Annotated in this window: 23 protein-coding genes; 17 read left to right on the forward strand and 6 right to left on the reverse strand. The window is 36.4% G+C overall.

All coding sequences use genetic code 11. The features are described 5' to 3' along the window. Positions 1 to 55 precede the first annotated feature (55 nt). Positions 56 to 607, forward strand: coding sequence for a DUF805 domain-containing protein (locus JVV30_RS06600; protein ID WP_107629339.1), 552 nt, complete (start codon positions 56 to 58; stop codon positions 605 to 607). 91 nt (positions 608 to 698) lie between these two features. Here JVV30_RS06600 and JVV30_RS06605 read toward each other — a convergent pair whose 3' ends face one another. Continuing rightward, complete coding sequence (locus tag JVV30_RS06605; protein WP_204193777.1) at positions 699 to 1,880, reverse strand: DUF418 domain-containing protein; 1,182 nt, start codon at positions 1,878 to 1,880, stop codon at positions 699 to 701. Positions 1,881 to 2,045: 165 nt separating this feature from the next. Continuing rightward, the gene (locus JVV30_RS06610; protein ID WP_204193779.1) at positions 2,046 to 3,653 is read right to left on the reverse strand and encodes a MutS-related protein; all 1,608 of its coding nucleotides are present in this window, start codon (positions 3,651 to 3,653) and stop codon (positions 2,046 to 2,048) included. 266 nt (positions 3,654 to 3,919) lie between these two features. On the opposite strand from JVV30_RS06610, the gene arsB reads away from it, so the two are divergent. The 3 genes from arsB (at position 3,920) to JVV30_RS06625 (ending at position 8,010) form a co-directional block, all read left to right on the forward strand. Continuing rightward, complete coding sequence (gene arsB / locus JVV30_RS06615) at positions 3,920 to 5,209, forward strand: arsenite efflux transporter membrane subunit ArsB (protein WP_204193884.1); 1,290 nt, start codon at positions 3,920 to 3,922, stop codon at positions 5,207 to 5,209. A gap of 470 nt (positions 5,210 to 5,679) precedes the next feature. Beyond that, positions 5,680 to 6,381 carry an NAD(P)H-dependent oxidoreductase gene (locus JVV30_RS06620; RefSeq protein WP_107629336.1) on the forward strand — a complete coding sequence of 234 codons (702 nt, stop codon included), beginning with the start codon at positions 5,680 to 5,682 and terminating at the stop codon, positions 6,379 to 6,381. 234 nt (positions 6,382 to 6,615) lie between these two features. Continuing rightward, a complete protein-coding gene (locus JVV30_RS06625) occupies positions 6,616 to 8,010 on the forward strand; it encodes a YfcC family protein (protein WP_204193782.1) in 1,395 nt (464 codons plus the stop codon). A gap of 159 nt (positions 8,011 to 8,169) precedes the next feature. Here the strand turns inward: JVV30_RS06625 and JVV30_RS06630 are convergent, their stop codons facing one another. Further along, entirely contained in the window at positions 8,170 to 9,366 is a 1,197-nt protein-coding gene (locus tag JVV30_RS06630) for an MFS transporter (protein WP_204193784.1), read from the reverse strand. Positions 9,367 to 9,508: 142 nt separating this feature from the next. On the opposite strand from JVV30_RS06630, the gene JVV30_RS06635 reads away from it, so the two are divergent. The 8 genes from JVV30_RS06635 (at position 9,509) to JVV30_RS06670 (ending at position 18,395) form a co-directional block, all read left to right on the forward strand. Next, positions 9,509 to 10,411: a LysR family transcriptional regulator gene (locus JVV30_RS06635; protein ID WP_204193786.1), complete on the forward strand. Its 903-nt coding sequence runs from the start codon at positions 9,509 to 9,511 to the stop codon at positions 10,409 to 10,411. Positions 10,412 to 10,515: 104 nt separating this feature from the next. After that, positions 10,516 to 10,755 (forward strand): hypothetical protein, encoded by a 240-nt coding sequence (locus tag JVV30_RS06640; RefSeq protein WP_107629332.1) that lies wholly within the window; start codon positions 10,516 to 10,518, stop codon positions 10,753 to 10,755. Between the two features lie 151 nt (positions 10,756 to 10,906). Next, complete coding sequence (locus JVV30_RS06645) at positions 10,907 to 11,434, forward strand: YfiT family bacillithiol transferase (protein WP_204193788.1); 528 nt, start codon at positions 10,907 to 10,909, stop codon at positions 11,432 to 11,434. Between the two features lie 140 nt (positions 11,435 to 11,574). Next, positions 11,575 to 12,609 carry an SDR family NAD(P)-dependent oxidoreductase gene (locus JVV30_RS06650; RefSeq protein ID WP_107629330.1) on the forward strand — a complete coding sequence of 345 codons (1,035 nt, stop codon included), beginning with the start codon at positions 11,575 to 11,577 and terminating at the stop codon, positions 12,607 to 12,609. Positions 12,610 to 12,789: 180 nt separating this feature from the next. After that, complete coding sequence (locus JVV30_RS06655; protein WP_204193790.1) at positions 12,790 to 14,400, forward strand: xylulokinase; 1,611 nt, start codon at positions 12,790 to 12,792, stop codon at positions 14,398 to 14,400. Between the two features lie 34 nt (positions 14,401 to 14,434). Further along, entirely contained in the window at positions 14,435 to 15,715 is a 1,281-nt protein-coding gene (locus tag JVV30_RS06660; RefSeq protein ID WP_343283851.1) for an MFS transporter, read from the forward strand. A 14-nt stretch (positions 15,716 to 15,729) separates the two neighbouring features. Then, positions 15,730 to 16,512 carry a glucose 1-dehydrogenase gene (locus JVV30_RS06665; protein WP_204193792.1) on the forward strand — a complete coding sequence of 261 codons (783 nt, stop codon included), beginning with the start codon at positions 15,730 to 15,732 and terminating at the stop codon, positions 16,510 to 16,512. A 179-nt stretch (positions 16,513 to 16,691) separates the two neighbouring features. Then, positions 16,692 to 18,395 carry an ABC-ATPase domain-containing protein gene (locus JVV30_RS06670; RefSeq protein WP_204193888.1) on the forward strand — a complete coding sequence of 568 codons (1,704 nt, stop codon included), beginning with the start codon at positions 16,692 to 16,694 and terminating at the stop codon, positions 18,393 to 18,395. 52 nt (positions 18,396 to 18,447) lie between these two features. Here the strand turns inward: JVV30_RS06670 and JVV30_RS06675 are convergent, their stop codons facing one another. Both JVV30_RS06675 and JVV30_RS06680 read right to left on the reverse strand, forming a co-directional pair. Then, positions 18,448 to 18,846, reverse strand: a complete 399-nt coding sequence (locus JVV30_RS06675; protein WP_107629326.1) for a hypothetical protein — start codon at positions 18,844 to 18,846, stop codon at positions 18,448 to 18,450. Positions 18,847 to 18,995: 149 nt separating this feature from the next. Continuing rightward, positions 18,996 to 20,654, reverse strand: a complete 1,659-nt coding sequence (locus JVV30_RS06680; protein ID WP_204193794.1) for an FAD-binding dehydrogenase — start codon at positions 20,652 to 20,654, stop codon at positions 18,996 to 18,998. Between the two features lie 276 nt (positions 20,655 to 20,930). Between JVV30_RS06680 and JVV30_RS06685 the strand changes: the two genes are divergently transcribed. The 4 genes from JVV30_RS06685 to JVV30_RS06700 all read left to right on the forward strand — a co-directional run bounded on the left by JVV30_RS06685 (position 20,931) and on the right by JVV30_RS06700 (position 24,187). Beyond that, on the forward strand, positions 20,931 to 21,233 hold the full coding sequence (locus tag JVV30_RS06685) for a hypothetical protein (protein WP_204193796.1): 303 nt from the start codon (positions 20,931 to 20,933) through the stop codon (positions 21,231 to 21,233). Positions 21,234 to 21,297: 64 nt separating this feature from the next. Continuing rightward, positions 21,298 to 22,680, forward strand: a complete 1,383-nt coding sequence (locus JVV30_RS06690) for an NAD-dependent succinate-semialdehyde dehydrogenase (RefSeq protein ID WP_204193798.1) — start codon at positions 21,298 to 21,300, stop codon at positions 22,678 to 22,680. Positions 22,681 to 22,851: 171 nt separating this feature from the next. Next, on the forward strand, positions 22,852 to 23,925 hold the full coding sequence (locus JVV30_RS06695) for an NAD(P)-dependent alcohol dehydrogenase (protein ID WP_204193800.1): 1,074 nt from the start codon (positions 22,852 to 22,854) through the stop codon (positions 23,923 to 23,925). 61 nt (positions 23,926 to 23,986) lie between these two features. Then, on the forward strand, positions 23,987 to 24,187 hold the full coding sequence (locus tag JVV30_RS06700; RefSeq protein ID WP_343283852.1) for a hypothetical protein: 201 nt from the start codon (positions 23,987 to 23,989) through the stop codon (positions 24,185 to 24,187). A gap of 106 nt (positions 24,188 to 24,293) precedes the next feature. Here the strand turns inward: JVV30_RS06700 and JVV30_RS06705 are convergent, their stop codons facing one another. After that, positions 24,294 to 24,980, reverse strand: coding sequence for a type 1 glutamine amidotransferase domain-containing protein (locus tag JVV30_RS06705; protein WP_204193802.1), 687 nt, complete (start codon positions 24,978 to 24,980; stop codon positions 24,294 to 24,296). Between the two features lie 185 nt (positions 24,981 to 25,165). On the opposite strand from JVV30_RS06705, the gene JVV30_RS06710 reads away from it, so the two are divergent. After that, positions 25,166 to 25,678: a DUF308 domain-containing protein gene (locus JVV30_RS06710; protein ID WP_204193804.1), complete on the forward strand. Its 513-nt coding sequence runs from the start codon at positions 25,166 to 25,168 to the stop codon at positions 25,676 to 25,678. The last annotated feature ends 293 nt before the right edge of the window (positions 25,679 to 25,971 follow it).

The raw sequence follows: 25,971 nt of genomic DNA on the forward strand, positions 1-25,971 counted from the left end.
CGATGAAACTGAAGGGAAAGACGGCAATTAAAATCACGCAAAGGAGTTTATGCTTATGAATCCAAAGGTAGGTTTTGGCGAAGCATTTAAGTTATTTTGGAAGAATTATTTTAATTTTAAAGGACGCTCAAGACGTAGTGAATTCTGGTTTATGCAATTATGGCATGTCATTTTTTACGGACCAGTACTCATTCTTTATATTGCTTCTTTAATCATGGTTATGTTCTCAGCAGCATTAGAATCTGGAGCGTTATCAATAGTAAGTATAGTCATGTTAGTTGGCACAATCATTTATATGATTTTATATGCAATTATAACTTTCATTCCGAATTTAGCATTGACAGTCAGACGCTTCCATGACACCGATCGTACGATGCTTATTCCAATTTTATCGGTTATATTAGGTGTGATATCTTTTATTAGTCAATTGATTTGGGATATTAATGACCCTAACGGTGACAATGGCTGGGCATTATTGTTTATTCTTCTACTTGCACTCGTTCAATTTGCTATTTCAATTTATCAATTAGTGATTACATGTTTAAATAGTAAATTTAATAAAAATAAATATGGAGAAAGCCCTAAATTTAAAGGACATTATGAATAATTCATTGTTTAAAAAAATGCTTTTAGCGATATAAATTAAGGTTCAACGTGTAGTTTATCATTATAACCACGTTGAACCTTTTTTAGTATGTCTATTTTCGCTTACCTACATGCCATTTCCAATAAGTGAACATACGTAGAAGATATTCTAATGGACCGTATCGGAAGTGTCTTTGATGTAATGTTGCTAATACAACTAAAAGAATATAAATCACAATAAATAAAATGCTGGTATAGATGAGTATATCTTTGCCAAATAATCCTAAACCGTAACTATAGAAAATAAGTGTACCGATAATACTTTGAGTAATATAAACGGTGAGCGAGATTTTGCCGGCATTTTCTAAACCTTTAAAGATAGGATGTTTCTCATGACGTTGATATAAATATTTAAATAAACTCATATAACCAAATGATAAAACAGGTCCAAACATAGCAAGGAGTACACCGGAAATTGCATCGTTATTTAACCAAAGTATGGTTGATTTGGCAATAATCGCTATTGGTATCAGGTATATGAATAATTTCGACGACCAAAAGTGTCTTGCATCTTTTTCGAACCAACCAGATCTAGAAAGAAAGATACCTAAAGTAAATAACGGTACCTCAAAAAGGATGGCTACCAAGAAGATGGCGCCCTTATTATCACCTAATTGATCTTTTAATTCTGCAAATTTAGGAGATGGCGCAATGTCATCTACATGATGAATGTCGTCATAACTACCTTGTGTGTAAATCTGCTGTACTTTATGAATATAAGCAGCAGCATCATGATTGTCGGATGTTGTAGACGGTTGTGAATCATCAAACATAGACCAAATGCCCATGATGAAGACGAGAGAAATGATGATAATATTAAACCATTTAAAGGCTTTCGTACTAAGTGAAATGAAAGGGATGACACATAACATCGCTAAACTATAAGCGGTTAAGATATCGCCTTCCCATATGTAAGATGCATGTATAAAGCCTAAAATCAGTAAGAAAATGGCACGACGTAATAATTTTAATCTAGGTCGTGGTAATCCTTTTAATTTCATAGACTGATACAACTTATCCATCGAAAAGCCAAATAATATGGCAAAAATAGGTAAAAAGCTCTCTTCAACAAGTACAATGATAAGATTGAATATGCCTTGGTTGATGGGACTTAAATGGAAATGTTCGATGTAGTCTTTGCCGGATAAACTAAATTGAAATATAAGTAAATTAGCAAGAAATATACCTAATAAGCTGAAACCTCTTAAACTGTCAGCAAATGTAATACGTTTCATAATGTCACCTCAATACATACAGTAAACAATAATGATAAAATCTAGCATAAATGTACCTTAAATCCATCTTAAATAATTAACATCACAACAAAGTAGTGGAGTGATGAAAGTAGAATTTAAGCTCAACACCCCACATATGCCGATAATGTTTTACATGAAACAATGTTAATCCAAATCTTTAACTTGGTCTTTGGCACGTTTGTAAATGCTGTTAGGGAAGTGGGTAATACGCAATAATTCAATAGCGTTTCGCGTATTGGCTTTACCTGTTTTAATCTTATAATCGAAATGAATTTCATTGTTTTCAATCGTTTCATTAAAGTGATAGTTATGATAATTGTCTTTTAACAATTCGGAAAGTTCGATATCATGTGTTGCTGCTACAATTCTGTAATTGTGCAATTGATTCAAATACGATAATACGGATTCTGAAGCCGCAATACGCTCAGTTGTATTTGTACCTTTGAAGATTTCATCAATGAAACAATAAACGGGCAATGTCGTTTCTATGTCAAATAAGCGACGAATCGATTTGAGTTCAGCCATAAAGTAACTATCGCCTGATAACACATCATCGGCATTTGCCATAGAAGTATAAACTAAGCCAGGTCGATAGCTAAATGTATCGGCTGTCGCAGTTTCAATCGTTTGTGCAAGGATAATGTTAATAGCTACAGCTTTCATAAATGTTGACTTCCCTGATGCATTTGAACCGGTTAGTAGAATATTGTGTTTAATGTCGAGGTCGTTTGGGACGGCATTGTCCAGTAAAGGATGAACTAAGTTTGCGAATGATACGTGCGTGGTTTCTGACCAGACAGTCGGCTCACAATATGTCTCCAACGTGCGTCGATACATGGCTAATGAATAGTGATTATCTAAGGTACTCACATAGTCATAGCAGGCGAGTACTTCGTCTTGATACCGATAATACGTATGCTGGATGATATGGAAGAGGAAGTAGTCAACCATAAATGCCATCTTGATTAACATGATGAATGCGCCGCCAATATCTTGATCGCCCACTTCGCCAAGTAGACCGCTAAATAGACGCGCACCTTTAAAGTGATTAAAGTTCGTCTTAACTTTAGGTGTGCCTTCAATTTGGTCAAGATGATAGCCTTCTTTAAGTACTTTCGCTGTGTAGAATAGTGACTTCAAATCTTGATCATATGTGCGTTTAAGACTACCAGATAAAATAATATTCAATAGCACTGCGAAAAGAGTTATAAGTACACCAGTTGATGGCGAAAATAGAATGATAATAATGCCAATCAATGGTAAGAATGGACATATCATAAATAAATTATTACGTTTAATCGGTTTAAGTTGATCTGGAAAGATAGGATAAACCACTTTTCCGATAGAAGCGAGATGATAAGATACATTAACTCTAAATGTTTCATTGTTATTAAAGTAGTCTAAGAGTTGATGGTCATTAACTTTAAACATATTGCGCAATGTAGCGAACCAACGCATTTCTCCAATTGCTGTGAAGTTAAAGTTACTGCGATGGAAGATTTCCTCCATATTTAAATCTGACCATGTTTTATCGTCAATAAGATTATCGTGTTGATCACGCTTGAGCTCAAATTGATAATCTAAACGAGCATTTGGACGTATAAAGTTCTCAATTGGCTTCTTATTACGCCAAAGTGTATGTATATGATGAATTAACTTTCGCTTATCTGAAACGTTCAGAGCAATATTCACAATTAACCCCAGAATGATGATGCCAATCACCAATAACGCATAAGTCTGATAAATATTCATAACTAAACTCCTTAAAAATTTAAATCGCTTACACAATTATTTCATAATATGATGTAATTAACAAAGATAGATCAATCACGCTATATCAGTATAAAAATAATATAGGATTACTCAGATAACCTTTGCCACATAGGTTTCACGTTGTAGCTCGTGATATGCTTAATAATGGTATAGGAGGCTTTAGTTGTTATGATAGAGAAACAAATAGCATCTACATATAATTTAATGAACTATAACATGTGCGTGTGCCATGGTGAATGTATATGATGACAGCGCTAGCAATTACTATTTTCGTTATCACGCTCGTATTTGTCATTTGGCAACCCAAAGGACTTGATATAGGAATAACGGCCGTTATAGGCGCAGTTTTAGCACTCATTACTGGGGTTGTGGGTTGGTCAGATATTGTAGAAGTAATGCATATTGTTTGGAATGCGACGTTAACATTTGTGGCGGTCATTTTAATCTCATTGATTCTTGATGAAATAGGTTTCTTTGAGTGGGCTGCTTTACATATGGTTCGAGCATCTAAAGGTGACGGTTTCAGAATGTTTGTGTACATCATGATTCTCGGTGCGATTGTTGCAGCTTTCTTTGCGAATGATGGTGCTGCGCTGATTCTAACGCCAATTGTGTTAGCTATGGTACGTCATCTTGGCTTCAATAAGAAAGTCATCTTTCCTTTTGTTATCGCAAGTGGTTTTATCGCGGATACAACGTCATTACCATTTACAGTAAGTAACTTAGTGAACATCGTTTCAGCGGATTATTTTAATATTGGTTTTGTAGAATATTTGAGTCGTATGTTTATGCCCAATATATTTTCATTAATTGCAAGCATCATTGTACTTTGGCTGTATTTCCGAACGTCTATTCCGAAGACAGTCGATATTCAAAAGGTTCAAAGTCCTAATACTGCAATCAAAGATCAGAAATTATTCCGTATGTCTTGGCTTGTTTTAGCAATACTCCTAATAGGTTATCTTGTCAGCGAGTTCATACACGTACCAGTGTCTCTAATAGCCGGCTTTGTCGCCATTATTTTCTTACTCTTGGCACGTCAATCAGACGTTGTTTCTACTGGAAAAGTCATCAAAGGTGCGCCATGGAATATCGTGATTTTCTCACTAGGTATGTATCTAGTCGTCTTCGGACTTAAAAATGTGGGCATCACAACTGTCTTAGGGCATATATTCGCATCGATATCTACGCATGGCTTATTTACCAGTATTATGGGGGTAGGCTTCATATCTGCAATATTATCATCCATTATGAATAACTTACCGACTGTTTTAATTGATGCGATTGCCATACATCAATCACAAGTAACAGGTATGCTTAAAGAAGGTATGATTTACGCTAACGTCATAGGTTCTGACTTAGGTCCGAAGATAACACCTATAGGTTCATTAGCCACTTTGTTATGGCTTCACGTTTTAGCTCAAAAAGACGTTAAAATATCATGGGGGGTCTACTTTAAAACGGGCATCGTTATTACAATTCCTGTACTCTTTATGACGTTGTTAGGTCTGTTTCTGACATTACTCATTTTTTAACACATCAATCATATTTCAAGATGAATATGACAGTTAGGCATTGATACGTAGCTTTTAAGAATAGATGGACATCAAGTTTAAATCATCTGATAACATGTTAAAAGTATATTCAAGAGAAGTTAGATTGCTCGCCATCCCAAAATGTTAAAGTATAATTCGACCATTCAAACAGTTAATGACTAACTTTTATACACCTTGCAGTCTAACCTCCTTGTAATATAAGGCTTAGATATATACATAGTTGAATATACATAAATCGTCATTAGAAGAGCTTTGAGCGTCTAGTACTAGTGACTTAAGTGAGATAACGGATGTGTCGTCTATGATCCGTCTATCTCATTTTTTTATGCATTTTAAAAACTTAGTTAAAAAACATGTTAATGACATTAAAACGAGCATAATTTTTGGTGAAATGATGGTGTCATAGTATCTTAAAGCTATAACTATACCAATTCTATAGAGGTGAGAGTGTGAAAGCATTAATTGTATACGCCCATCCTGAACCAAAGTCGTTCAATGGCGCATTAAAAGATAAAGCTGTAGAAACATTAGAGGCACAAGGTCATGAAGTTAAAGTTTCCGATTTATATGCAATGAACTTTGATCCAGTAGCTCGAAAAGAGGATTTTGAAAATCTGACAGATCCTGACTTCTTCAAATATGCAGTGGAGCAAAAACATGCCTATGATAACGATGAACTGACATCAGTGATTAAGGGAGAATTTGAAAAATTATTATGGGCTGACTTAGTCATTTTCCAATTTCCATTATGGTGGTTTAGTGTTCCAGCGATTCTTAAAGGTTGGTTTGATAAAGTCTTTATTTTTGGTGGCATTTACGGTGGAGAATATGACCGTTACGATAAAGCACGCTTGACTGATAAAATCGCAATGATTTCAACGACAACGGGTTCACCCGAAGGCAGTTATGCTGCCAACGGTTTCTCAGGAGATATACACGAACAAGTACTATTCCATATTAATCACGGCATGATTTATTTCTCTGGAATGACACCGTTAGAACCATTTATCGCTTATCAAGTAAGTCATAGTGAAGCAGTAAGACACGACTATCTTGAACAATTAGCTGAAAAATTAAAACATATTGATGCAATTCCTAGAATTAAATATCCTAAATTAGCAGATTTCGATGATAATGGCCAATTAAAGTAAAAGGTTGGTAGTTAGAGGTATCGGGTGTGGCGCAGTGAATTCAAATAGAATGCTGTGTCACGCCCGATACTTTTTTAGTTCACCAATTTTCAACGCCCGTTAGTATACGTATGAAATAACAACAATAACAAATGTAATTTAAATTGTAATAGTATATCTGATTGTAAATAGGGTATGATGTAAATAATCATTGAGTGAATGATAGTCATATTCTATATAAGGTGTTGATGAGTCATGGAAGAGAAGAAACGGAAGATATTTAAGTTTAAGACGCCACATACATATGCATTATTAATGTTTGTCATTTTTCTAGCTTGGTTGCTAACATATATCATTCCTGCTGGTGAGTATGCACGTGAAAAGAAGGGTGACCAAACGCTTGTCGTTTCAGGAACATACCATACGGTAGAATCGGCAAATGTAAATTTTCTCGAAATATTCAGAGCCATTCCTGAAGGTTTGATTAGTGGTGGAGAGATCGTATTCTACATATTCCTTGTAGGTGGCGCCTTTGGCATTATTCATAAGACAGGTGCTTTTGAAAATGGTGTTAACAAAGCAATGAGAACGCTAGGAAAGGCCAACTTTCTTATGATTCCATTAACGATGACGGTATTTTCTATATTAGGGTTTACAATTGGTTTAGCAGAGGAAACGATTATCTTTGTACCAATTGGAATCATCATCGCACGTACATTAGGATACGATGCTTTAACAGGTGCAGCTATGGTGATTTTAGGCGCTGCGAGTGGTTTCAGTGGAGGGATGTTAAATCCATTCACAGTTGGGGTAGCTCAAACTGTCGCTGAATTACCCATGTTCTCAGGCTGGGGCTTGCGTACGATGATCTATTTATTTATCTTAACCGCTGCCATTTCAACAGTGATGTTATACGCTCATAAAGTGAAGAAAGATAAATCTAAGAGTATTGTGTATGAGCTCGAAAAAGAAGAAGGCCATACAGTACAAGAAGTTACTTACCAACATTTTAGTAAACGACAAGCAGCAAGCTTATTGATTATCGTTGCTACAATTTTATTTAATGTATTTGGAATATTTGTATTTGATTGGACATTTAATGACATGAGTGCCAATTTCTTACTCGCAGGTATTATTGCTGGTTTAGTAAGTGGACTCGGTTTAAATGGCACATTTGATGCTTTAATCGAAGGGATGGAAAATATTTTATTTGGTGCAATGATTGTTGGATTCGCCAAAGGTATTGTTGTTATTTTGGAAAATGGCAAAATCATCGATACGATTGTTCATGGTATGACAATGCTATTGTCAGATATACCAGCTTCATTTGTTATTATTGCGATGTTTATATTACAATTTTTACTTAATTTCTTTATACCATCTGGATCAGGACAAGCATTAACAACCATGCCCTTAATGGTACCAATATCTGATTTGCTTCATATTAATCGTCAGTTAACTGTCCTTGCTTTCCAATATGGAGATTCAATAAGCAATATTTTATTCCCAACGTCAGCAATCTTAATGGGAGCGTTAGCTGTTGGACGCATTACCTATACACAATGGATAAAATTTGTATGGAAATTGATACTGCTTTGGGTGGTTATTTGTGCAGTAGCCATGTCGGTGGCACTTATAATTGGATATTAAAATGTGTCTTTAAATCTACATATAAACAGTGTGAAAATAAAATGAGGTAAGACTGACGTTTGTCTGAAGTTAGATTTCGGTGCGTCTAATAAACATTGATATATCAATAGATAAGCGCGTTCCTGACATTAAAGAAACGCGCTTGTTTCATATGATCAATTAGTTGTCTACTGTTGTATTGAATGGATGTTTATGATGTTTACCATGAACGATATAATACACAATAATTGCGACGGCTAATAGTAAAGCCATGGCTAAATATAAGTTGCGATATCCCATAAATGGAATGATTAGTCCAAGTATAAATGGTCCCATACCGGCACCGAAATCTACGAAAATAAAATAGGTTGATGTTGCTAACCCCATTTTGTGCTTAGGAGATTGTTGAATTGCAATGGCTTGTGCAGTGGGAATAATGGTGCCATAACCAAAGCCGATAAATGCTGCTGATATCAGTAAAAATAATGATGAGGTTGTCATACTCAATATAACTAAACCAACTACAAAACTAATCATAACTGGATACATTACTTTATTTTCACCATAATGATCATAAATTTTGCCAGTGAAAGGTCGGGTTACAAATGTAGCTAAGGCATATACAACAAAGAAATAACTTGCTGCAGTAACTAAATTTAGTAACTCGGCATAAATGGATAAGAAAGATAACACACTTGAATAAGCTATGCCAACCAACATTGTAACCATTGAAATCGGTAAGGCTTCTCGTTGTAAATAAGCGTGAATGCCTTTAGGTTGAGCATTCGCTTCATCTTCGTTTGAGGCGATATTGATTGGAAGCCTTTTAACAAAAGTAGTGAAAACTAAAGCAATTACGATACTGATTAAACTAATCGTAAAGATAGAAGAAAAACCTAGACGATGATTTAAAATTAATCCGAAAAATGGTCCTAAAGCTGACGCTAATGTCACACTTAATCCATAATAACCGATACCTTCACCTTTACGTGCTTCAGGAATAATTCTTGAGGATATGGTGCCAGTTGCTGTTGATGCGAATCCAAAAGCAATACCATGTATGAAACGAACTAACATGAGAATCCATATATTCGTAATAGTGAAGTATAAAGCAATTGCGGCCACTGAAGCGATGACACTATAAAATAATATCGATTTCGGTTGGAGGTAATCAATGATACGACCCGAACCTAAGCGTCCACCTAACATACCAATAATAAATACACCTGCAGCTAAGCCTCCAATGCTTTCAGATGCGTGATATTCGTCAATAGTAAACGCTGTGATCGTTACGATAAGCATGTAATGTATTAAATACATAAAGAAGTTCACTAATGTAACGAAGATAAAATCTTTTGTCCATAAGCGATGTTCCATTATGTCCCTCCTAAAATAGTTAGAGTGACTTAGACTCTATATTGTTTTTTAAGCGCATGGTTTATTATATAAATAATAAAAACTAATGTATAATTAGAATAAATGAATTTAATATAAGTAGAACTGATATAAAGGGGGATATATGAATTTCGAACAATTGAGTTATGTTAAAACAGTGTATGAACAGGAATCTATGATTCATGCCAGTGAACGTATGCACATTAGTCAATCAGCGATGAGCCAATCTATAGCGCATTTAGAAGAAGAATTAGGTTATAAATTATTTTATCGTTCTAGAAAAGGGACAGTACCTACAGAAATCGGTAAACGTCTCATTCCTAAGATATTAGATATTATTGAAGCCAAACATGCGCTGCTTTCAGAAGTTGATAGTATTGAAACACATTTTGAAGGTAGAATTAAAATTGCTACGAACCCAACCTTGTTCCATAAATTACTTCCTAAAGTACTCTCTCAATTTAAAAACGATCATCCCAATGTAGACATCGAAGTCATTGAATCTGACAAAGAAGATATATTAAGAATGATTGAAGACCATGATATTGATTTAGGGCTGATAGGTAAGACCAATCATTCTGAAATATCAAATCATATTATTGAATTTCCACTTTATTTTGGTTCGAATTTTAAATTGATTGTGCCAGCTAAATCGAAACTTTCGTTTAAAGAAACCGTGGATCTTGAGGATATTAAAGCGTACCCATTTGTCTTATATGATCGTAGCTTTTATCATCATCATTTAAAGAAATTTCAAGAAGCGAATGGAGATTTGAAGATTGTCTTCCGTACAAATAATCCAATTGTCTTAATGAGAACCGTTGCTGAAGGGCTAGGTGTCGGTATTGTATCAAGCTTTATGGTTGAGAATGAGCCTTTTTTAAACAATGAATGGATTAAAGCGTTACCTTTAGGACGATCTTTCGATTATACAGTTGACTTTGTAGCCATCACACATCAAGAACATCAAAATGATCCAACCGTGCTTGAATTTATTAACTATTTAAAAGACTATAAGACGTTGTAAACAACATATGACAAAGATGTGTCGATTTTGTTATAAAAATTTTGCTCAATTCAAATAAATTTTAGTATATAATACTGTGTAACACCGATTGAAAGGAGCAACTTATGAATTTACATAACATTAACTTAGTTTCAGGTATTTTATGCTTATTATCATTTCTATTAGTAGTTTCAATTATGTTTACTAGCATGTTCTGGTTTCTTCCAGGATTGTTCGTCATGTTATTAGCTATTATTGCGAGTGTTTTAGGCATCTTAAAAGGCAACAAAGCCATTAATATTACAATGTTGATTTTAAATATTGTATTTTTAGTTATTTTCTCAAGCCCGTTATTACTAGCATAAGCGTGTGAGAAAATCATATATTTTGAATTGATATAAGATAGCGGCTACAGAAATTAATCGATAACATTAATTTCTGTGGTCGCTTCTTTTTATTACGTCTTAATAAGGGTAAGTAGAAGGTATAACTAAAGATAACTAAGGGGGATTTATCATGGACGTAAGATTTCCAATAGGAGAATTTGAAGCACCTAGTAACCCGACATTAGTCGATGTGAAGGAATGGATGAGTGACATAGAAGTGTATATTGACCATCTTAGTGCAACGGTCAATTCGCTAACTGATACGCAATTAGCACGTCGTTATCGAGAAGGCAGTTGGACAGTCAGACAATTAGTACATCATATCGCAGACTCTCAAATTAATTTATATGAAAGATTAAAAATGGCGCTTACTGAGACACAGATAACAGCATATATGTTTGATCAAGAACGTTGGGCCGAACTACCAGATTCAAATTTACCTATCCAAGTATCAATGAATATTTTAGATGGGCTCAATCAACGCATTGTTAAAATGGGGAATCATGTTACAGAAGATGATTTAAAACGTTCAATTAAGCTTTCAGATGGTAGCCAAGTACCAGTTTCAGAATTATTGGCAAAATTATCATGGCATGAGCGTCATCATCTAGAACATATCAAGATTGCTTTATCAGACCAAGGTGTGTCACAAGCATAACGTGTTCAAAAATAATTATATGAAGAAGTCTCTACAACCTAAGAATGAACTTTATCAAAAGTAAGTGTTAATAAGCATACTACAAGGATAAAACTGTTATAATCTGAACTTACTAAGAGATAGATAGGGGAGGAAGTTTCATGAAGGAACAAGTTTTAGTAACTGGAGGTACAGGCTTCTTAGGTTTGCGTATAGTCGCGGCGTTGTTAAAACAAGATTATGGCGTACGTGCAACAATTCGTTCATTGTCTAAGAAAGAAACGGTACTTGAAGCATTGAAAGCACAACAAATTGACACGCAAAACCTAGCGTTTGTTGAAGCGGATTTATCTAAAGATGATAACTGGGAAGAAGCTATGGAAGATTGTACATATGTCATGAGTGTCGCTTCGCCTGTAATAATGGGGAGTGTAAGTGTGACCGATGAACACGCCATTAATAAACAAGCAGTTGAAGGGATTCAACGTATTTTAAGAGCTGCTGAGAAGACAGATGTCAAACGTGTCATTATGACAGCAAACTTTGGGGCAGTTGGATTTAGTAATAAAGATAAGTCGAGTGTGACAACAGAAGCATATTGGACTGACCCTAATGAAAAAGGACTTTCTGTGTATGAAAAATCTAAATTGATTGCAGAACGCGCAGCATGGGACTTTGTTAAAGCGACTGAAAATCATATTGAATTTGCGACAATCAATCCCGTTGCAATACTTGGTCCTTCGTTGAATCAACATATGTCATTGAGCTTCCAATTTGTAGAGAATATCGCCAGTGGCAAAATGAAACGTATCCCTAATATCCCAATGAATATTGTCGATGTCAGAGATGTGGCATTAATGCATGTTTTAGCAATGAAGACACCTGAAGCCAATGGCAAACGTTTTATTGCTACTGCAGATGGACAAATTACTATGCCCGAAATTGCACAATTAATTAAACAAGAACGCCCTAAACTAGCAGACAAAATTTCAACTAAGACAATTCCGGATTTTGCGATTAAGTTAGGCGCTAGATTTAACAGTGAAGCACAAGAAGGTAAGTTATTACTTGAAATGAATAGAAATGTCAGTAACCAACAAGCGCGAACAATCCTAGGATGGACACCAAACTACACACAAGAAGAAGCCATCTTAGCATCTGTTGACTGTATGATAGAACACCACATCTTAAAATAAATATAAGTGAATACGCCATTTAAGGTAGCACCTTTATCTATAATATTGTAATTAGAAGATAAAGGTGTTTTTTTACTTACAAAATTTAGAAAGCGCTTACTTTTCTCTTGTTTCATGAAAAATACATATGCTAGTATAAATCTATGATAACGTTTTCATAACAAAAAGTAAGGTGAAACGATGAATAATACAGAGATTAAACAATTTATTGAAGCAGGACATTTAACGGTTGGTATTGAATTCGGATCAACACGAATTAAAGCGATAGCGATTGATGATCAATGCCAAACACTCGCAACAGGTTCATTTGAATGGGAGAACAGTTACCGTAACGGTTATTGGACATATTCGATGAATGACGCATGGGTAGGTATTCAACGTGCATATGGTGTAATGACGCAAGAACTTAAAGACAAATATGATGTGACAGTGCGTCAACTCGCTTCATTAGGTATTAGTGGTATGATGCATGGCTACTTACCATTTGATGACAATGATGATTTACTCGTGCCATTTAGAACTTGGCGTAATAACAATGCTAATAAAGCAGCTGAACAATTGCGTGAAGATTTCCAAGTCAATATTCCAGAACGTTGGAGTATTGCGCAACTTTATCAATCAGCATTAGATCAAGAAGCACATGTTGAGAAAGTACGTTATATGACGACGCTTGCGGGATACATACACTGGTATTTAACTGATGAGAAAGTATTGGGTATCGGAGATGCATCAGGCATGTTCCCAATTGATAGTGAAACACAAGACTATCGTGAAGATATTATTCAGCGTTTTAATAAGAAATTTTCTGAAAAGGGTTACACACAAGACATAAGAGATCTCTTACCTAAAGTGGTTGTAGCAGGAGCGTATGCCGGACGTCTTACGGAAACGGGTGCGAAATTAGTAGACCCGAACGGTGAGTTACAAGCTGGATGTCCATTATGTGCACCTGAAGCAGATGCGGCCACAGGAATGGTAGCGACGAATAGTGTAGCACCAAGAACAGGGAATATTTCGGCAGGTACAAGTATCTTCTCAATGATTGTTCTTGAAAAGCCAATTAAAGATGTTTATCCAGAGGTAGATATTGTTACAACACCAGATGGTTATGAAGTAGCAATGATTCATGCGAATAACTGTACATCAGATATTAACGCGTGGGTTGATCTATTTGGCGAAGTCTTTGAAGCGATGGGCGTTCAATATGATAAAGGTGAACTATTTACCAAATTGTTTGAACGTGCTTTAAAAGGCGATGATGATTTAGGTAAGTTATTGTCATTTGGTTATATTTCAGGTGAATTTATTACAGATGTACAACATGGCTATCCAATGCTTGTACGATCAGTAGATAGCAATTTTAATTTAGCTAACTTAATGAAGACGCATATTTATAGCGCATTTAGTACGTTGAAAATTGGTATTGATTTACTAAAAGAAAAAGAAAATATTCATATTGATTCAATGTTTGGTCATGGTGGCATCTTTAAGACTGAAAAAGTTGCGCAATCCTTCTTAGCGGCCGCTTTAGACAGCCCAGTGCGTGTCATGCAAACTGCGAGTGAAGGTGGCGCTTGGGGTATCGCTGTCTTAGCAAGATACATGATTGAAACAGAGACATCTAATTTAGCAACTTATTTAAATGATTTCGCATTTAAAGGAACAGAATCTATGACTATTACGCCAACTGAAGAAGAAGTTGCACAATTTGAACAGTATACAGAACGTTTTAAACAAGGCATTCCACTTGAACGTCTTGCGCATGAACAATTTCATTCAGAATATAAATAACAACTAATAAACAAAGGTAGAAAGTGGGATTAAAGTGACGAACGAGATAGAAAAACGAGAACGTCAATTTTTAGGATTGCCTATGGTATTAATATGGGGTTACATTGCCGTAGCAATCTTCATGACCGGAGATGGTATGGAACAGGCGTTTTTATCTAAATATATTATGAGCCTGGGCTTTGATAATTCAGAAGCTGGTAATGTCTTAACCGTTTATGGCTTAGTGGTAGCAATTGCTTCGTGGTTATCAGGTGTGATGGCTGAGATTTTTAGCCCAAGACGTGTGATGACATTCGCATTTATCATTTGGATGGTCTTCCATGTTGGATTCTTAGTCCTTGGTTTAGAACAACAGAACTATGCCATGATGATGATCATGTATGGTATTCGTGGTTTAGCATATCCAATGTTTATTTATAGCTTTGTCGTATGGATTACATATTCTTCACCAAGTTACAAGCTTGCGTCAGCCATGGGTTGGTTCTGGGCAATGTATTCAATTGGTATAGGTGTATTAGGTTCATATTTACCAAGCTTTTCAATTCCAGTGATTGGTGAGATGGGCACTTTATGGTCAGCATTAGTCTTCATCTTAATTGGTGGATTAATCGCGATGTTCTTAGTTAAAGATAAAAAAGGTAAAGACGTAGAAGCGCAACATATGACTAAGAAAGAAATGTTAAGAGAATTTGGTCGAGGGATTACTATTCTTAAAAATAAGAATGTAGCAGTTGCCTTTGTCGTACGTATTATTAACCAATTGTCATTATTCGGCTTGGTTGTATTCTTACCTCATGTTTACACTGCAGATTTTGGTTTCACTACGTCAGAATGGTTACGTGTATGGGGCTTAATGTACATTATTACCATATTCACAAACTTATTCTGGGGTATTATGGGTGATAAAATTGGTTGGGTACGCCAAGTCCGTTGGTTCGGTTGTATTGGTATGGCCGTATCCACATTAGCGTTTTATTACTTCCCATCATGGAGTGGGCCTAATATCATTGTGACAACGTTAATTGCGATTATGTTTGGTTTCGCAGTTGCTGCGTTCGTCCCAATGTCAGCTATATTCCCAACGTTAGTCCCAGAACATAAAGGTGCAGCAGTATCTGTACATAACCTAGCCGCAGGATTAAGTAATTTCCTGGGTTATGGACTTGCAAGTGTGATGCTCATCTTCGCTTCAGCAGAAGTGACTATTTGGGCTTATGCAGTGATTTATGTATTAGGCTTTGTTCTTACATTCTTTATGAAAGTACAACAGCCTGGAAGACAAGTCAAAACAACAATTAGTTCACAATCAAATTAAAAAGGATGATAAAAATGACAAACATTATTGATCAATTTAAAGTAAACGGTAAAGTAGCAATCGTAACAGGTGGTGCCATGGGTCTAGGTAAAGCGATGGCAGAAGCATTGGCACAAGCAGGCGCAGATATTGTAATTGCAGACATTAAATTAGAATTAGCACAAGAAACAGCGAAAGCAATTGCTGATAATGAAGGCGTTAAAACGACAGCATTAAAAGTAGACGTAACTAATCCAGAAGACGTTAATAAAATGGTGGATGACGTCGTAAATGAGTATGGCAAAGTAGATATCTTAGTCAACAATGCGGGTATGACAATTAATGAAAAAGCAGAAGATGTGTCTTACGAAAATTGGTTAAAAGTAATTAACTTAAACTTAAATGGTGTCTTCTTAGTAGCCCAAGCAGTAGGACGTCAAATGATCAAACAAGGCTATGGTTCAATCATTAATACCTCATCTATGTCAGGCTTAATTGCCAATAAACCTCAAGAACAAGCATCTTATAATGCATCTAAAGCAGGCGTTATCATGTTAACGAAAAGTTTAGCAATGGAATGGTCTAAATATGGCATCAAAGTAAACACAATTGCGCCAGGATACATGAAAACGGCATTAACTGAACCAATGTTTAATACTGGTGGCGAAATGATTGACTATTGGATGGGAGCAACACCAATGGGTCGTCCAGGTGAACCAGAAGAGCTAGGAGGAATTGTTGTATACCTTGCATCAGATGCGTCATCATTCGCACAAGGTAGCGTATTTACAATTGACGGTGGTTACACAGCATTATAATCATATTTAATGATTGACAAAGATAAATAGTTACAATATACATCTCAACAGTAGGTGAAAATCTATCTGTATGAGGTGTATTTTTTTATAAGCAGATCAGGAATTTCTAGAATGACGTTATGCTTGCCGGTTAGGTCGGGTAAACAGTACATATAGACTTATTGAACGGAGGAATAATGATGAAACGCTCGACAGATCTCGATAAGACATTGAAATCTTTAGATGGACAAAAATACGGCGCGTATAAAAGAATTAAAGGAACATATGTCTTTAATCAATTTCGTTTAGCTATTGATCATGTACAGGTAGACCCTTTTGCGCCACCTTCAAAAATGCGACTTATGATCCAACGAGATGTTGCTCAAATTCCGGATCATTTACTAGATACGAAAGACAAACGGCTTGCAGTATCGGACTTCTTAACCCGAGCGTTTGCCTATCAAGTCGCAACGTTTAATCGCACTGTAAAAGGTTCTGGGAAAAATGGAAAAATCTTTATCGATCATTGTGGCCAAGAAATGCTAGAACGCACGTCGGTTGTAATCAATGACAAAACCATTGAAGTGCGCATTGAAGTTGGTATGCCAGCTGCAGGACGTAAGATTCTTGGAAAAGCTGCAGCGCATACACTGATAAACGGTTTACCAAAGATTGTAAATCAAGCCATGATGTATCAAAATATTGATCAGCAAGCACTTCAACATCAAGTGACAGTAAAACTCGACCAAACGTATATTAGAGAACAACTTGAACAACAACATCTAGTTGCTTTCGTTGCGAATAATGCTATTTTACCAAGAAAAAGTGGTGTGTCTGATGAACCAATGAAAGGTGCGATTCGATTTACGAGTCCAACAACGCTTGAAACGACGTTTAACTTACCAAGTGGTCGGGCAGTCACAGGGATGGCTATTCCTGAAGGCATCACATTGATTGTTGGTGGCGGTTATCATGGTAAATCGACCTTATTAGAAGCACTTGAACGTAGTGTTTATGATCATATTCCTAATGATGGACGTGAATTTGTAATTACACGTCATGATGCTATGAAGATACGTGCTGAGGATGGACGTGGTATTCACAACGTTAACATTAGTCCGTTTATAGATAATTTGCCTGGTAAGAAGGACACGACGCATTTTTCAACTGAGAATGCGAGTGGCAGTACCTCTCAAGCGGCAAATGTGATGGAAGCATTGGAAACGCAAACGTCAACGTTACTTATAGATGAAGACACATCAGCAACGAACTTTATGATACGTGATGGGCGCATGCAGAAATTGATTGCGCCTGATAAAGAGCCCATTACACCATTTTCAAATAAAGTGAGACCACTCTTTGAAACACATCACGTTTCAACCATTTTGATTGTCGGTGGCTCTGGTGATTACTTTGACGTAGCTGATCAAGTATTAATGATGGATGAGTATCATTTGAAGGATGTGACGGATGAAGCGAAAGCCATTGCACAATCAGACGGCTATCAACGCGACACACAAGTAGAAACGTCATTTGGTGAGATTCCATCTCGGGTGCCGTTAGCCACTTCTTTCTCTAAAAAGGGAAAAGATGATCGATTGAAAGCGAAAGGACTACACACAGTCATGTACGGCAAGGAAGCAATTGATTTAACTGGTTTAGAACAACTGCTCGACGATAGTCAAACCAATGCATTGCCGGTTATGATTAATTACTTTAGACATCAACTGATAGATCATCATTTAAGTCTTATTGAGGCGACGAACCAAATGTATGAGGTGATTGAAAAGCATGGCATCGAAGCGGTATCTAACTTCGATGGTCATCCGGGTAATCTAGCGCTACCACGTAAACAAGAATTTATTGGAACGTTAAACCGTTACCGCGGATTAAAAGTGAAATAACATAACAAAAGCACATTGCACTTGATAGTTAATCAAGCTTTGCAATGTGCTTTTAATTCGTTAAGAAAAAGTCTACAGTAATATCATCATCATAATATCTTTCGTCATATTCTTCAATTGACGTATTAGGCAGTATGCTTAAGCTTTTGACATAATCAATACCATAGTCTTCGACATAGCCGTGTTGGCCATGTTTAACATAAGGCGTTACTTTCGATTTAAATTTAACAACTTGATGTAAAAATGGATCTTGGTCGTGATAATATCGCTTCGCTGCATAAACCCAAACATGATCGAAATATTGACCGCCGATGTTCACATCAGTTAATAAAATTTTCGAGAAAATAGGCTTGTTTGGAATTTTTACTTTAGGTGTTATAGTAATATGTTCAATTCGACCTATGACGGTTACAGTTTTATTTTTCAAAGATTTCAAGCTATCGCGAGGCATACCATCACCTTCTTTTGCAAAAATTGTAAAATTGATAACTATTACTTGAAAAAAATAATATTTGATATAATTTTACAACAAAATGCATAAAAAGTGGTGGGATATACATTTTGAAAATACTTTATTTCGGAAGTGTATATTTATGAAATTTACTGTATATGATGGTGGATGCCTTCAGCTGCACGAATACCACTAAAGATACAACCACCTAGGAAAGTACCTTCTAATGCACGATATCCATGAACACCGCCACCACCAAAACCAGATGCTTCTCCAGCGGCGTATAGTCCTTGAATCGGTTGCATCTTTGAATTAAGTGCTTGGCCTTCTAAATTTGTTTGAATGCCACCAAGTGTTTTACGACTAATGATATTTAATTTGACGGCAATCAAACGTCCATTCTGCCCACTTAACATTTTATGAGGTTTGGCCGTACGTATTAATTTATCGCCTAAGAACTGGCGTGCATTATTGATGAAGGCGACTTGTGGATCTTTCGTAAACGGATTATCAATTTGTAAGTCGCGTGCTTTGATTTCTTGCTTAATCGCTTCATAATCAAGTAACGTACTACCAACTAAGTCGTTCATTTTTCGAACAAGCGTACCCAAATCATCAGCAATAACAAAGTCCGGGCCATTATTCATAAAGGCTTCTACTGGAGAGGTTGCTTTACGACCTAAGCGTTCTTGAAGTAGCAACTTGATATCTTTGTCCGTTAAATCAGGGTTCTGTTCAGAGCCTGAAAGGACGAATTCTTTCTTAATAATGTCTTCTGTTAAGATGAACCACGAATAGTCATAACCTGTGTTCATGATAGTTTCTAATGTATGTAAGGTGTCGAAACCAGGATAATCAGGCGCAGGCATACGTTTGCCAGTAGCGTCAAACCACATAGAAGATGGACCTGGAATAATACGAATGCCGTGGTTCGACCAAATTGGGCTATGATTCTGAATACCTTCAGTGTAGTGCCACATACGATCTTTATTCACGATGTTTGCACCTGCATCTTCAGTAATTTGAATTAACCGTCCATCCGTTGAATCAGGTACCCCTTGAATCATAGTTTTTGGTGGATTACCTAAACGTTTAGGCCAGTATTTACGAATAAGTGGCATGTTGGCACCAATACCACCTGAAGTAATTAACAGCGCATCCACTTCGAAATGGAATGTATCTATCACGGTACGGGATGATTTCTCACCGCGTGCCACATCACTTGGTTCTAAAATATTTCCAGCAATGTGTGTCACTTGATTATGTTTGATACCAATATCTGTTACTTGATGACGTGCGAGAAATTCAAATTGACCTTCTTGTTCTTTTTCAAGGACGTAACGACTAAACGGCTCAACTAATCCAGGACCTGTCCCCCATGTGATATGGAAACGTGGCACAGAATTACCATGACCTGAAGCAGACGTACCGCCACGTTCAGCCCAACCTAAGATAGGTGTTAGGCGTACGCCCATCGATTTTAAATAATTTTCCTTTTCAAAAGTCGCAAAGCGCACGTAAGCTTCAGCCCATTGTTTCGCCCAATAATCTTCATCCTCCGGGCGGTCAAATTGAGCAGAGCCAAACCAATCATTCAGGGCAAGTTCATACGAATCTTTAACCCCTAGACGTTGTTGAATCTTAGAATTTACAAGAAACAACCCGCCAAATGACCAGTAAGCTTGTCCACCTATCGCTTGACGTGGTTCCTGGTCTAACATTGTGACATGATAGCCTTTCTTTAATAATTCTGTCGCAGCAACTAACCCACTTAACCCTGAACCAATGACAAATACCTTTTTATTCATAACAAACTCCTTACGATTCTTTTTAGTTACAAATGCATTTACCATATTTTATCAAGTAATGAAGATAAGCGAAAAGGATTATCAAAATTATTTTGATTTAATATATGCGTTTAAAAGATAATTTAGAGCGAATACCACTTTAAATTTAAGCGTTTATTTCAGTTTTTACTTTAAAAAAGTATTAAAAAAATCCAACCCTGATTATTTGATTTCGCTTAAAGAAAAATGGTTGGTTTCAATTCAAACTATAGCAATTAGAGCTTATAAATATTTATATTGACTAGTAGCCAATATAAATATTTATGGGCTAATATTAATAAAAAAGGTTACAAATACGAAGAACCACTAGATAGTAAACTCATTATTGCTAAACCTATAAAAATGAATAGCCTCATTGATTTTTTATTTAAAAAAGAGATGATAGCGCCTAATGAGTTATTGGATAGGCTTAAGGTGAAACCTTTATTTTTAAATGAAATTGCTGGTTTTGATCCTAGAATATTTGATAAGTATATGGATAATGAGAAAGAAAAGCAAAATGGACAGATTTTAAAAATATTTGAAAATAACAATTCTTAAAATGAGTTATTAAAAATTTAAGGGTATATACTTATATCAAATCTTCTTAAAGGGGTGGATGTAAATGGCAACATTAGAAGTGCTTAATCCAGCGACAAACGAAGTGATTCAAACATTAGACTACACTGACGAAGCAACAGCGAAACAACAAATTGAGAAAGCACATGAAGCGTTTAAATCTTGGAGAGAGGTAGACGCACATGAACGTGCAGACAAATTATATAAATGGTTCGCTTTGATTAACGAACATAAAGAAGAATTGGCAGAACTCATTACTAAAGAGGGCGGTAAACCTTTAAAAGAAGCACAAGGTGAAGTAGACTACGCGAATTCATACGTTTCTTGGTATGCCGAAGAAGCCAAACGTATTTACGGACGTACCATTCCTGCGAATACACCGAATAAAAACATTATCATTAAGAAATTCCCAGTAGGTGTAGTTGGTGCGATAACACCGTGGAATTTCCCAGCGGCAATGATTACACGTAAGATTGCACCAGCATTGGCTGCGGGTTGTACTATTGTTTGTAAACCAGCCACGCAAACACCACTGACAACGATACGCTTAATTGAATTAGCGCATGAAGCAGGTATCCCAGAAGATGCCGTTCAATACGTTATTATGTCAGGTAAAGATGCAGGTGAATTGTTCACGAAACATCCAGTGATGCAGAAAGTGACGTTTACTGGCTCAACTAATGTAGGTAAGAAACTTATTGCGCAAGCGGCTGAATCCGTTGAAAATGTCACAATGGAACTGGGTGGCCTGGCACCACTCATTGTTCATGAAGACGCCGATATTGACTATGCGGTAGACCAAACAATTGCTTCAAAATTCCGAAATGCAGGTCAAACATGTATCTGTGCAAACCGTGTATACGTACATGAAGCGGTTGAAGATGCGTTTGTTAAGCAATTAACGCAAAAAGTTCATGAACTGAAAGTCGGAAATGGTATGGATAAAGACGTTACGATTGGGCCATTGATTAACGAAGATGGCGTGAAGAAAGTGGTTAATCAATTGAAAGATGCAGAATCTAAGGGCGCTAAATTATCACGCTCATTAGACGAAGCACAAGAAATGGGCGGCAATTTCTTAAAACCTGTCGTCGTTTCAAATGCGAACCAAGAGATGTTAGCCATGCAAGAGGAAACATTTGGTCCTATCGTACCGATTGCAACATACTCAGATCTAGAAGATGCCATTCAAATGGCGAATGATACACAATTTGGCTTAGCTGCTTATTTCTTTACAAATGATTATCGCACAGGCTTCCACTTATATCATTCACTTGATTATGGCGTGATCGGTTGGAATGACGGTGGACCATCAGCAGCCCATGCACCGTTCGGAGGTATGAAAGAAAGTGGTTATGGCCGAGAAGGTGGCACAGAAGGTATTGAACCTTACTTAGAAACAAAATATTTATCAATCGGTAATTTGTAGTAAAGATTGCTCGCTTCTCATTTATGGGAAGCGATTTTTTTATCGAAAAAATTATTGTGAATTCATCATTTTAGTTTAAAATTACTTTACAAATATTTATGAAATCGTTTACATACACCATTTTCAGTGAAAGAATAGTATAAGATACATAAACTTAGGAGGATGTTATTTATGAGTGAGACGATTCCGGAGAAAATGAATGTTGCATTAATGCATGAACCTTATGATATTGAAATTGTTGAAAGAGACATGCCTGAAGTAGGTCCTAAAGATGTCCTAATTAAGATGATGGCGGTAGGCGTATGTGGTTCTGACGTCCATTATTATGCACACGGTCGTGTAGGCGAATTCGTTGTTGAGAAACCAATCGTATTAGGGCACGAATGTGCAGGTATGGTCGCACAAGTTGGGGAAGATGTCACAGACTTTAAAGTTGGTGATCGAGTTGCTATCGAACCAGGTGAACCTTGTCGTGAATGTGAATATTGTAAATCTGGACGCTATAACTTATGCCCACATATGGAATTTATGGCAACACCACCGTACGATGGTGCATTCTGTGAATACGTAAGCCATCCGGCAGACTTCCTTTATCATCTACCAGACTCAGTGACTTATGAACAAGCGACATTGGTTGAACCATTTTCAGTTGGGTTACAAGCATGTAAACGTGCGGATATTAAACCAGGTTCAACAGTTGTCATCATGGGTATGGGTCCCGTTGGTTTAATGGCAGTTGTCGCTGCTAAAGCTTATGGCGCAACAAATATTATTGTTTCAGATTTAGAAGATAATCGTTTAGAAGCGGCTAAACGTTTAGGTGCAACAACGACAATTAATATTAAAAATGAAGATGTTGTTGAACGTATTAAAGCCTTAACAGACGGGCAAGGCGTGAACTATGCCATTGAAACTGCAGGTAATCCGATTGCCTTAAGAAGTGCGTTAAATTCATTAAAAGATGGTGGCACTTTAGCAATTGTTGGCTTACCTCAAGAAGATATGAACGAAATTAACGTGCCATTTATCGCGAACCATGAAATCAATATTGTAGGTGTGTTTAGATATGCGAATACGTACCCACAAGGTATCCGAATCTTAAGTACAACAGACGCTGACATCGATTCACTATTCACACATCAATTTGAACTTGCCGATACAAAAGAAGCGATGGAATTAACACGTACAAGTAAAGGCGATGCCTTGAAAGTGATGGTTTATCCAAATGGCTTTTTAGATAAATAATGAATCACCACCATTAAGCTAAATTGAATATACATTAACATACAGCCTCCCACCTCGCATGGTGTGGAGGCTATTTGTGTTAGATGAAAATAAACGATTGGTCGGCGCAGAAATTTATGGTATTGACACAGCTGATTTAGTAAACTTACTCGTATTTATCAATAATCAACGTATGACAGCACAAGATTTAAATCAATTGATCTTTGCCTTCCCTGATGCCTCTAGTGGTGTCGTTGATATGTTGAAAGCGACTATGTTGTAAATTAATATAAATCAATAAACAAGCCTACATATTGGAACTAATGCGTTATTGTTCCGAATCATGTAGGCTTGTTTTTATATTTTAACTATACGCGCAGTCTAAAATATTACTTTTGAGATTCTAAGAATTTTTCAGCTACGGCTTTACCAGATTGTGGATTTTGACCAGTAATGATGCGACCATCAGCGACTGCAAATTCAGTCCAATTATCGCCTTGCTCATAGTTAGCACCACGACGTTTCAGTTCATCTTCAGTAAGATAAGGCACGACGTCTGCCAAACCAACCGCTTGTTCTTCACTATTTGAGAAACCAGTAACTGTTTTGCCATCGATGATATAGTTACCTTCAGCATCTTTAACATTTAATAGGCCGATTGCGCCATGACAAACAGATGAAACGACATCGTTATTGTCATAGATTTCTTGTGTTAATTTCTGTAAAACTTCATTGTCTTTGAAATCCCAAATCGTACCGTGACCGCCAGCGAAGTAGATAATATCGTAATTCTCAGCTTTGACAGCATCAGGTGTAACGGTATGGCCAAGACGTGTCATAAAGTCTTTGTTTTGATAGTATTTCCAATCCAAATCAGTCATCATATCCTCTTGTAGACTTTGTGGATCAATGGCAGTATAACCACCTTCTGGGCTAATGTAATGCACTTTATAACCATTTTTATATAAGACATCCGCGAAATGAACAACCTCGCTAAACCATAGACCAGTTGGACGGTTCATATCTGGATATTTCGTTACACTTGTCACAACCACTAATGCTCTTTTTGTATTCATTGATACGCCTCCTCATTTTATACTACCTTCAGTCTACCCTTTTCAGAAAAGTAGGAAACCGAAGTAGTCGTGTATTAAAGATATCATGTTTCAAGTAAAAAGACGTAAGATGTATTCGTTGTGCGTCAAATGCAACTTCAATATACTTAATATAATGATGATTATTAGCGAAAGGAGGAATTAGAATGGCACAAGATAATAACAAATTGAAATGGTCAAGCTTAATAATGGGGACATTACTGTTAATTGTGGCAGTTATCATCTTTAGTTATCCTGTTAAAAACTTCTACACGCTGACTTGGCTTATTGGTTTATTTATTCTTATTAACGGTGTGATTCAGTTGTTATTCCGTCGTGCTGCAAGAGCGCTCGCTGGTAGTGGTACTGGACTTATTATGGTTATAGGGATTATAGATATTATATTTGGACTGCTCGTCATGTTTAATGTTGGAGCAAGTTCAACATTCTTTATTTTCATGTTTGCCGCATGGTTTATAGTAAGTTCAATTATTGGTCTACTTACGATTTCTAAGCAAAGCCGTTTAAAAGGACTATCTATCGTAGTTAATATTTTAGGCTTGCTATTAGGAATGATTTTATTATTTAATCCTATGATGGGAATGATACTTGTTTCAACAATGATTGCGATCACATTTGCAATTTTAGGTGTAACTTATGTCATTGACGGCCTTGCATAAATTTTCAGGATAGGGAGAGAGACATAAATAATATGATGATGCTATTTTGCAAATTCGCAGTAGCTGACTGAACTGCAAATGCGCGTAAATCAAGCTTTTTTAGTTCTAGCCATCCTTGCGGGTGGGGCCCCAGCAAAGAGAATTTCATCAAGAAATTCTACAAACAAAGCAAGTTGGGAGTCGGGGCCCCAACAAAGAGAATTTCACTAAGAAATTCTACAAGCAAAGCAAGTTGGGAGTAGACAACGAATTTAAAAAGAATTCTGTCCCACTCCCGTTGACTTTCTCCCGAT

Source organism: Staphylococcus sp. GDY8P47P, from assembly GCF_016892225.1.
Classification (GTDB): domain Bacteria; phylum Bacillota; class Bacilli; order Staphylococcales; family Staphylococcaceae; genus Staphylococcus; species Staphylococcus borealis.

What these genes read in the sequence shown, in the direction of transcription:
- JVV30_RS06610 (WP_204193779.1), bottom strand. Translation starts at nt 3,653, where the DNA reads ATGAATATTTATCAGACTTATGCGTTATTGGTGATTGGCATCATCATT.
- JVV30_RS06690 (WP_204193798.1), top strand. Translation starts at nt 21,298, where the DNA reads ATGGCAACATTAGAAGTGCTTAATCCAGCGACAAACGAAGTGATTCAA.
- JVV30_RS06635 (WP_204193786.1), top strand. Translation starts at nt 9,509, where the DNA reads ATGAATTTCGAACAATTGAGTTATGTTAAAACAGTGTATGAACAGGAA.
- JVV30_RS06645 (WP_204193788.1), top strand. Translation starts at nt 10,907, where the DNA reads ATGGACGTAAGATTTCCAATAGGAGAATTTGAAGCACCTAGTAACCCG.
- JVV30_RS06665 (WP_204193792.1), top strand. Translation starts at nt 15,730, where the DNA reads ATGACAAACATTATTGATCAATTTAAAGTAAACGGTAAAGTAGCAATC.
- JVV30_RS06695 (WP_204193800.1), top strand. Translation starts at nt 22,852, where the DNA reads ATGAGTGAGACGATTCCGGAGAAAATGAATGTTGCATTAATGCATGAA.
- JVV30_RS06600 (WP_107629339.1), top strand. Translation starts at nt 56, where the DNA reads ATGAATCCAAAGGTAGGTTTTGGCGAAGCATTTAAGTTATTTTGGAAG.
- JVV30_RS06680 (WP_204193794.1), bottom strand. Translation starts at nt 20,654, where the DNA reads ATGAATAAAAAGGTATTTGTCATTGGTTCAGGGTTAAGTGGGTTAGTT.
- JVV30_RS06630 (WP_204193784.1), bottom strand. Translation starts at nt 9,366, where the DNA reads ATGGAACATCGCTTATGGACAAAAGATTTTATCTTCGTTACATTAGTG.
- JVV30_RS06640 (WP_107629332.1), top strand. Translation starts at nt 10,516, where the DNA reads ATGAATTTACATAACATTAACTTAGTTTCAGGTATTTTATGCTTATTA.
- JVV30_RS06710 (WP_204193804.1), top strand. Translation starts at nt 25,166, where the DNA reads ATGGCACAAGATAATAACAAATTGAAATGGTCAAGCTTAATAATGGGG.
- JVV30_RS06655 (WP_204193790.1), top strand. Translation starts at nt 12,790, where the DNA reads ATGAATAATACAGAGATTAAACAATTTATTGAAGCAGGACATTTAACG.
- JVV30_RS06625 (WP_204193782.1), top strand. Translation starts at nt 6,616, where the DNA reads ATGGAAGAGAAGAAACGGAAGATATTTAAGTTTAAGACGCCACATACA.
- JVV30_RS06670 (WP_204193888.1), top strand. Translation starts at nt 16,692, where the DNA reads ATGAAACGCTCGACAGATCTCGATAAGACATTGAAATCTTTAGATGGA.
- JVV30_RS06650 (WP_107629330.1), top strand. Translation starts at nt 11,575, where the DNA reads ATGAAGGAACAAGTTTTAGTAACTGGAGGTACAGGCTTCTTAGGTTTG.
- JVV30_RS06605 (WP_204193777.1), bottom strand. Translation starts at nt 1,880, where the DNA reads ATGAAACGTATTACATTTGCTGACAGTTTAAGAGGTTTCAGCTTATTA.
- JVV30_RS06705 (WP_204193802.1), bottom strand. Translation starts at nt 24,980, where the DNA reads ATGAATACAAAAAGAGCATTAGTGGTTGTGACAAGTGTAACGAAATAT.
- JVV30_RS06675 (WP_107629326.1), bottom strand. Translation starts at nt 18,846, where the DNA reads ATGCCTCGCGATAGCTTGAAATCTTTGAAAAATAAAACTGTAACCGTC.
- arsB (WP_204193884.1), top strand. Translation starts at nt 3,920, where the DNA reads ATGACAGCGCTAGCAATTACTATTTTCGTTATCACGCTCGTATTTGTC.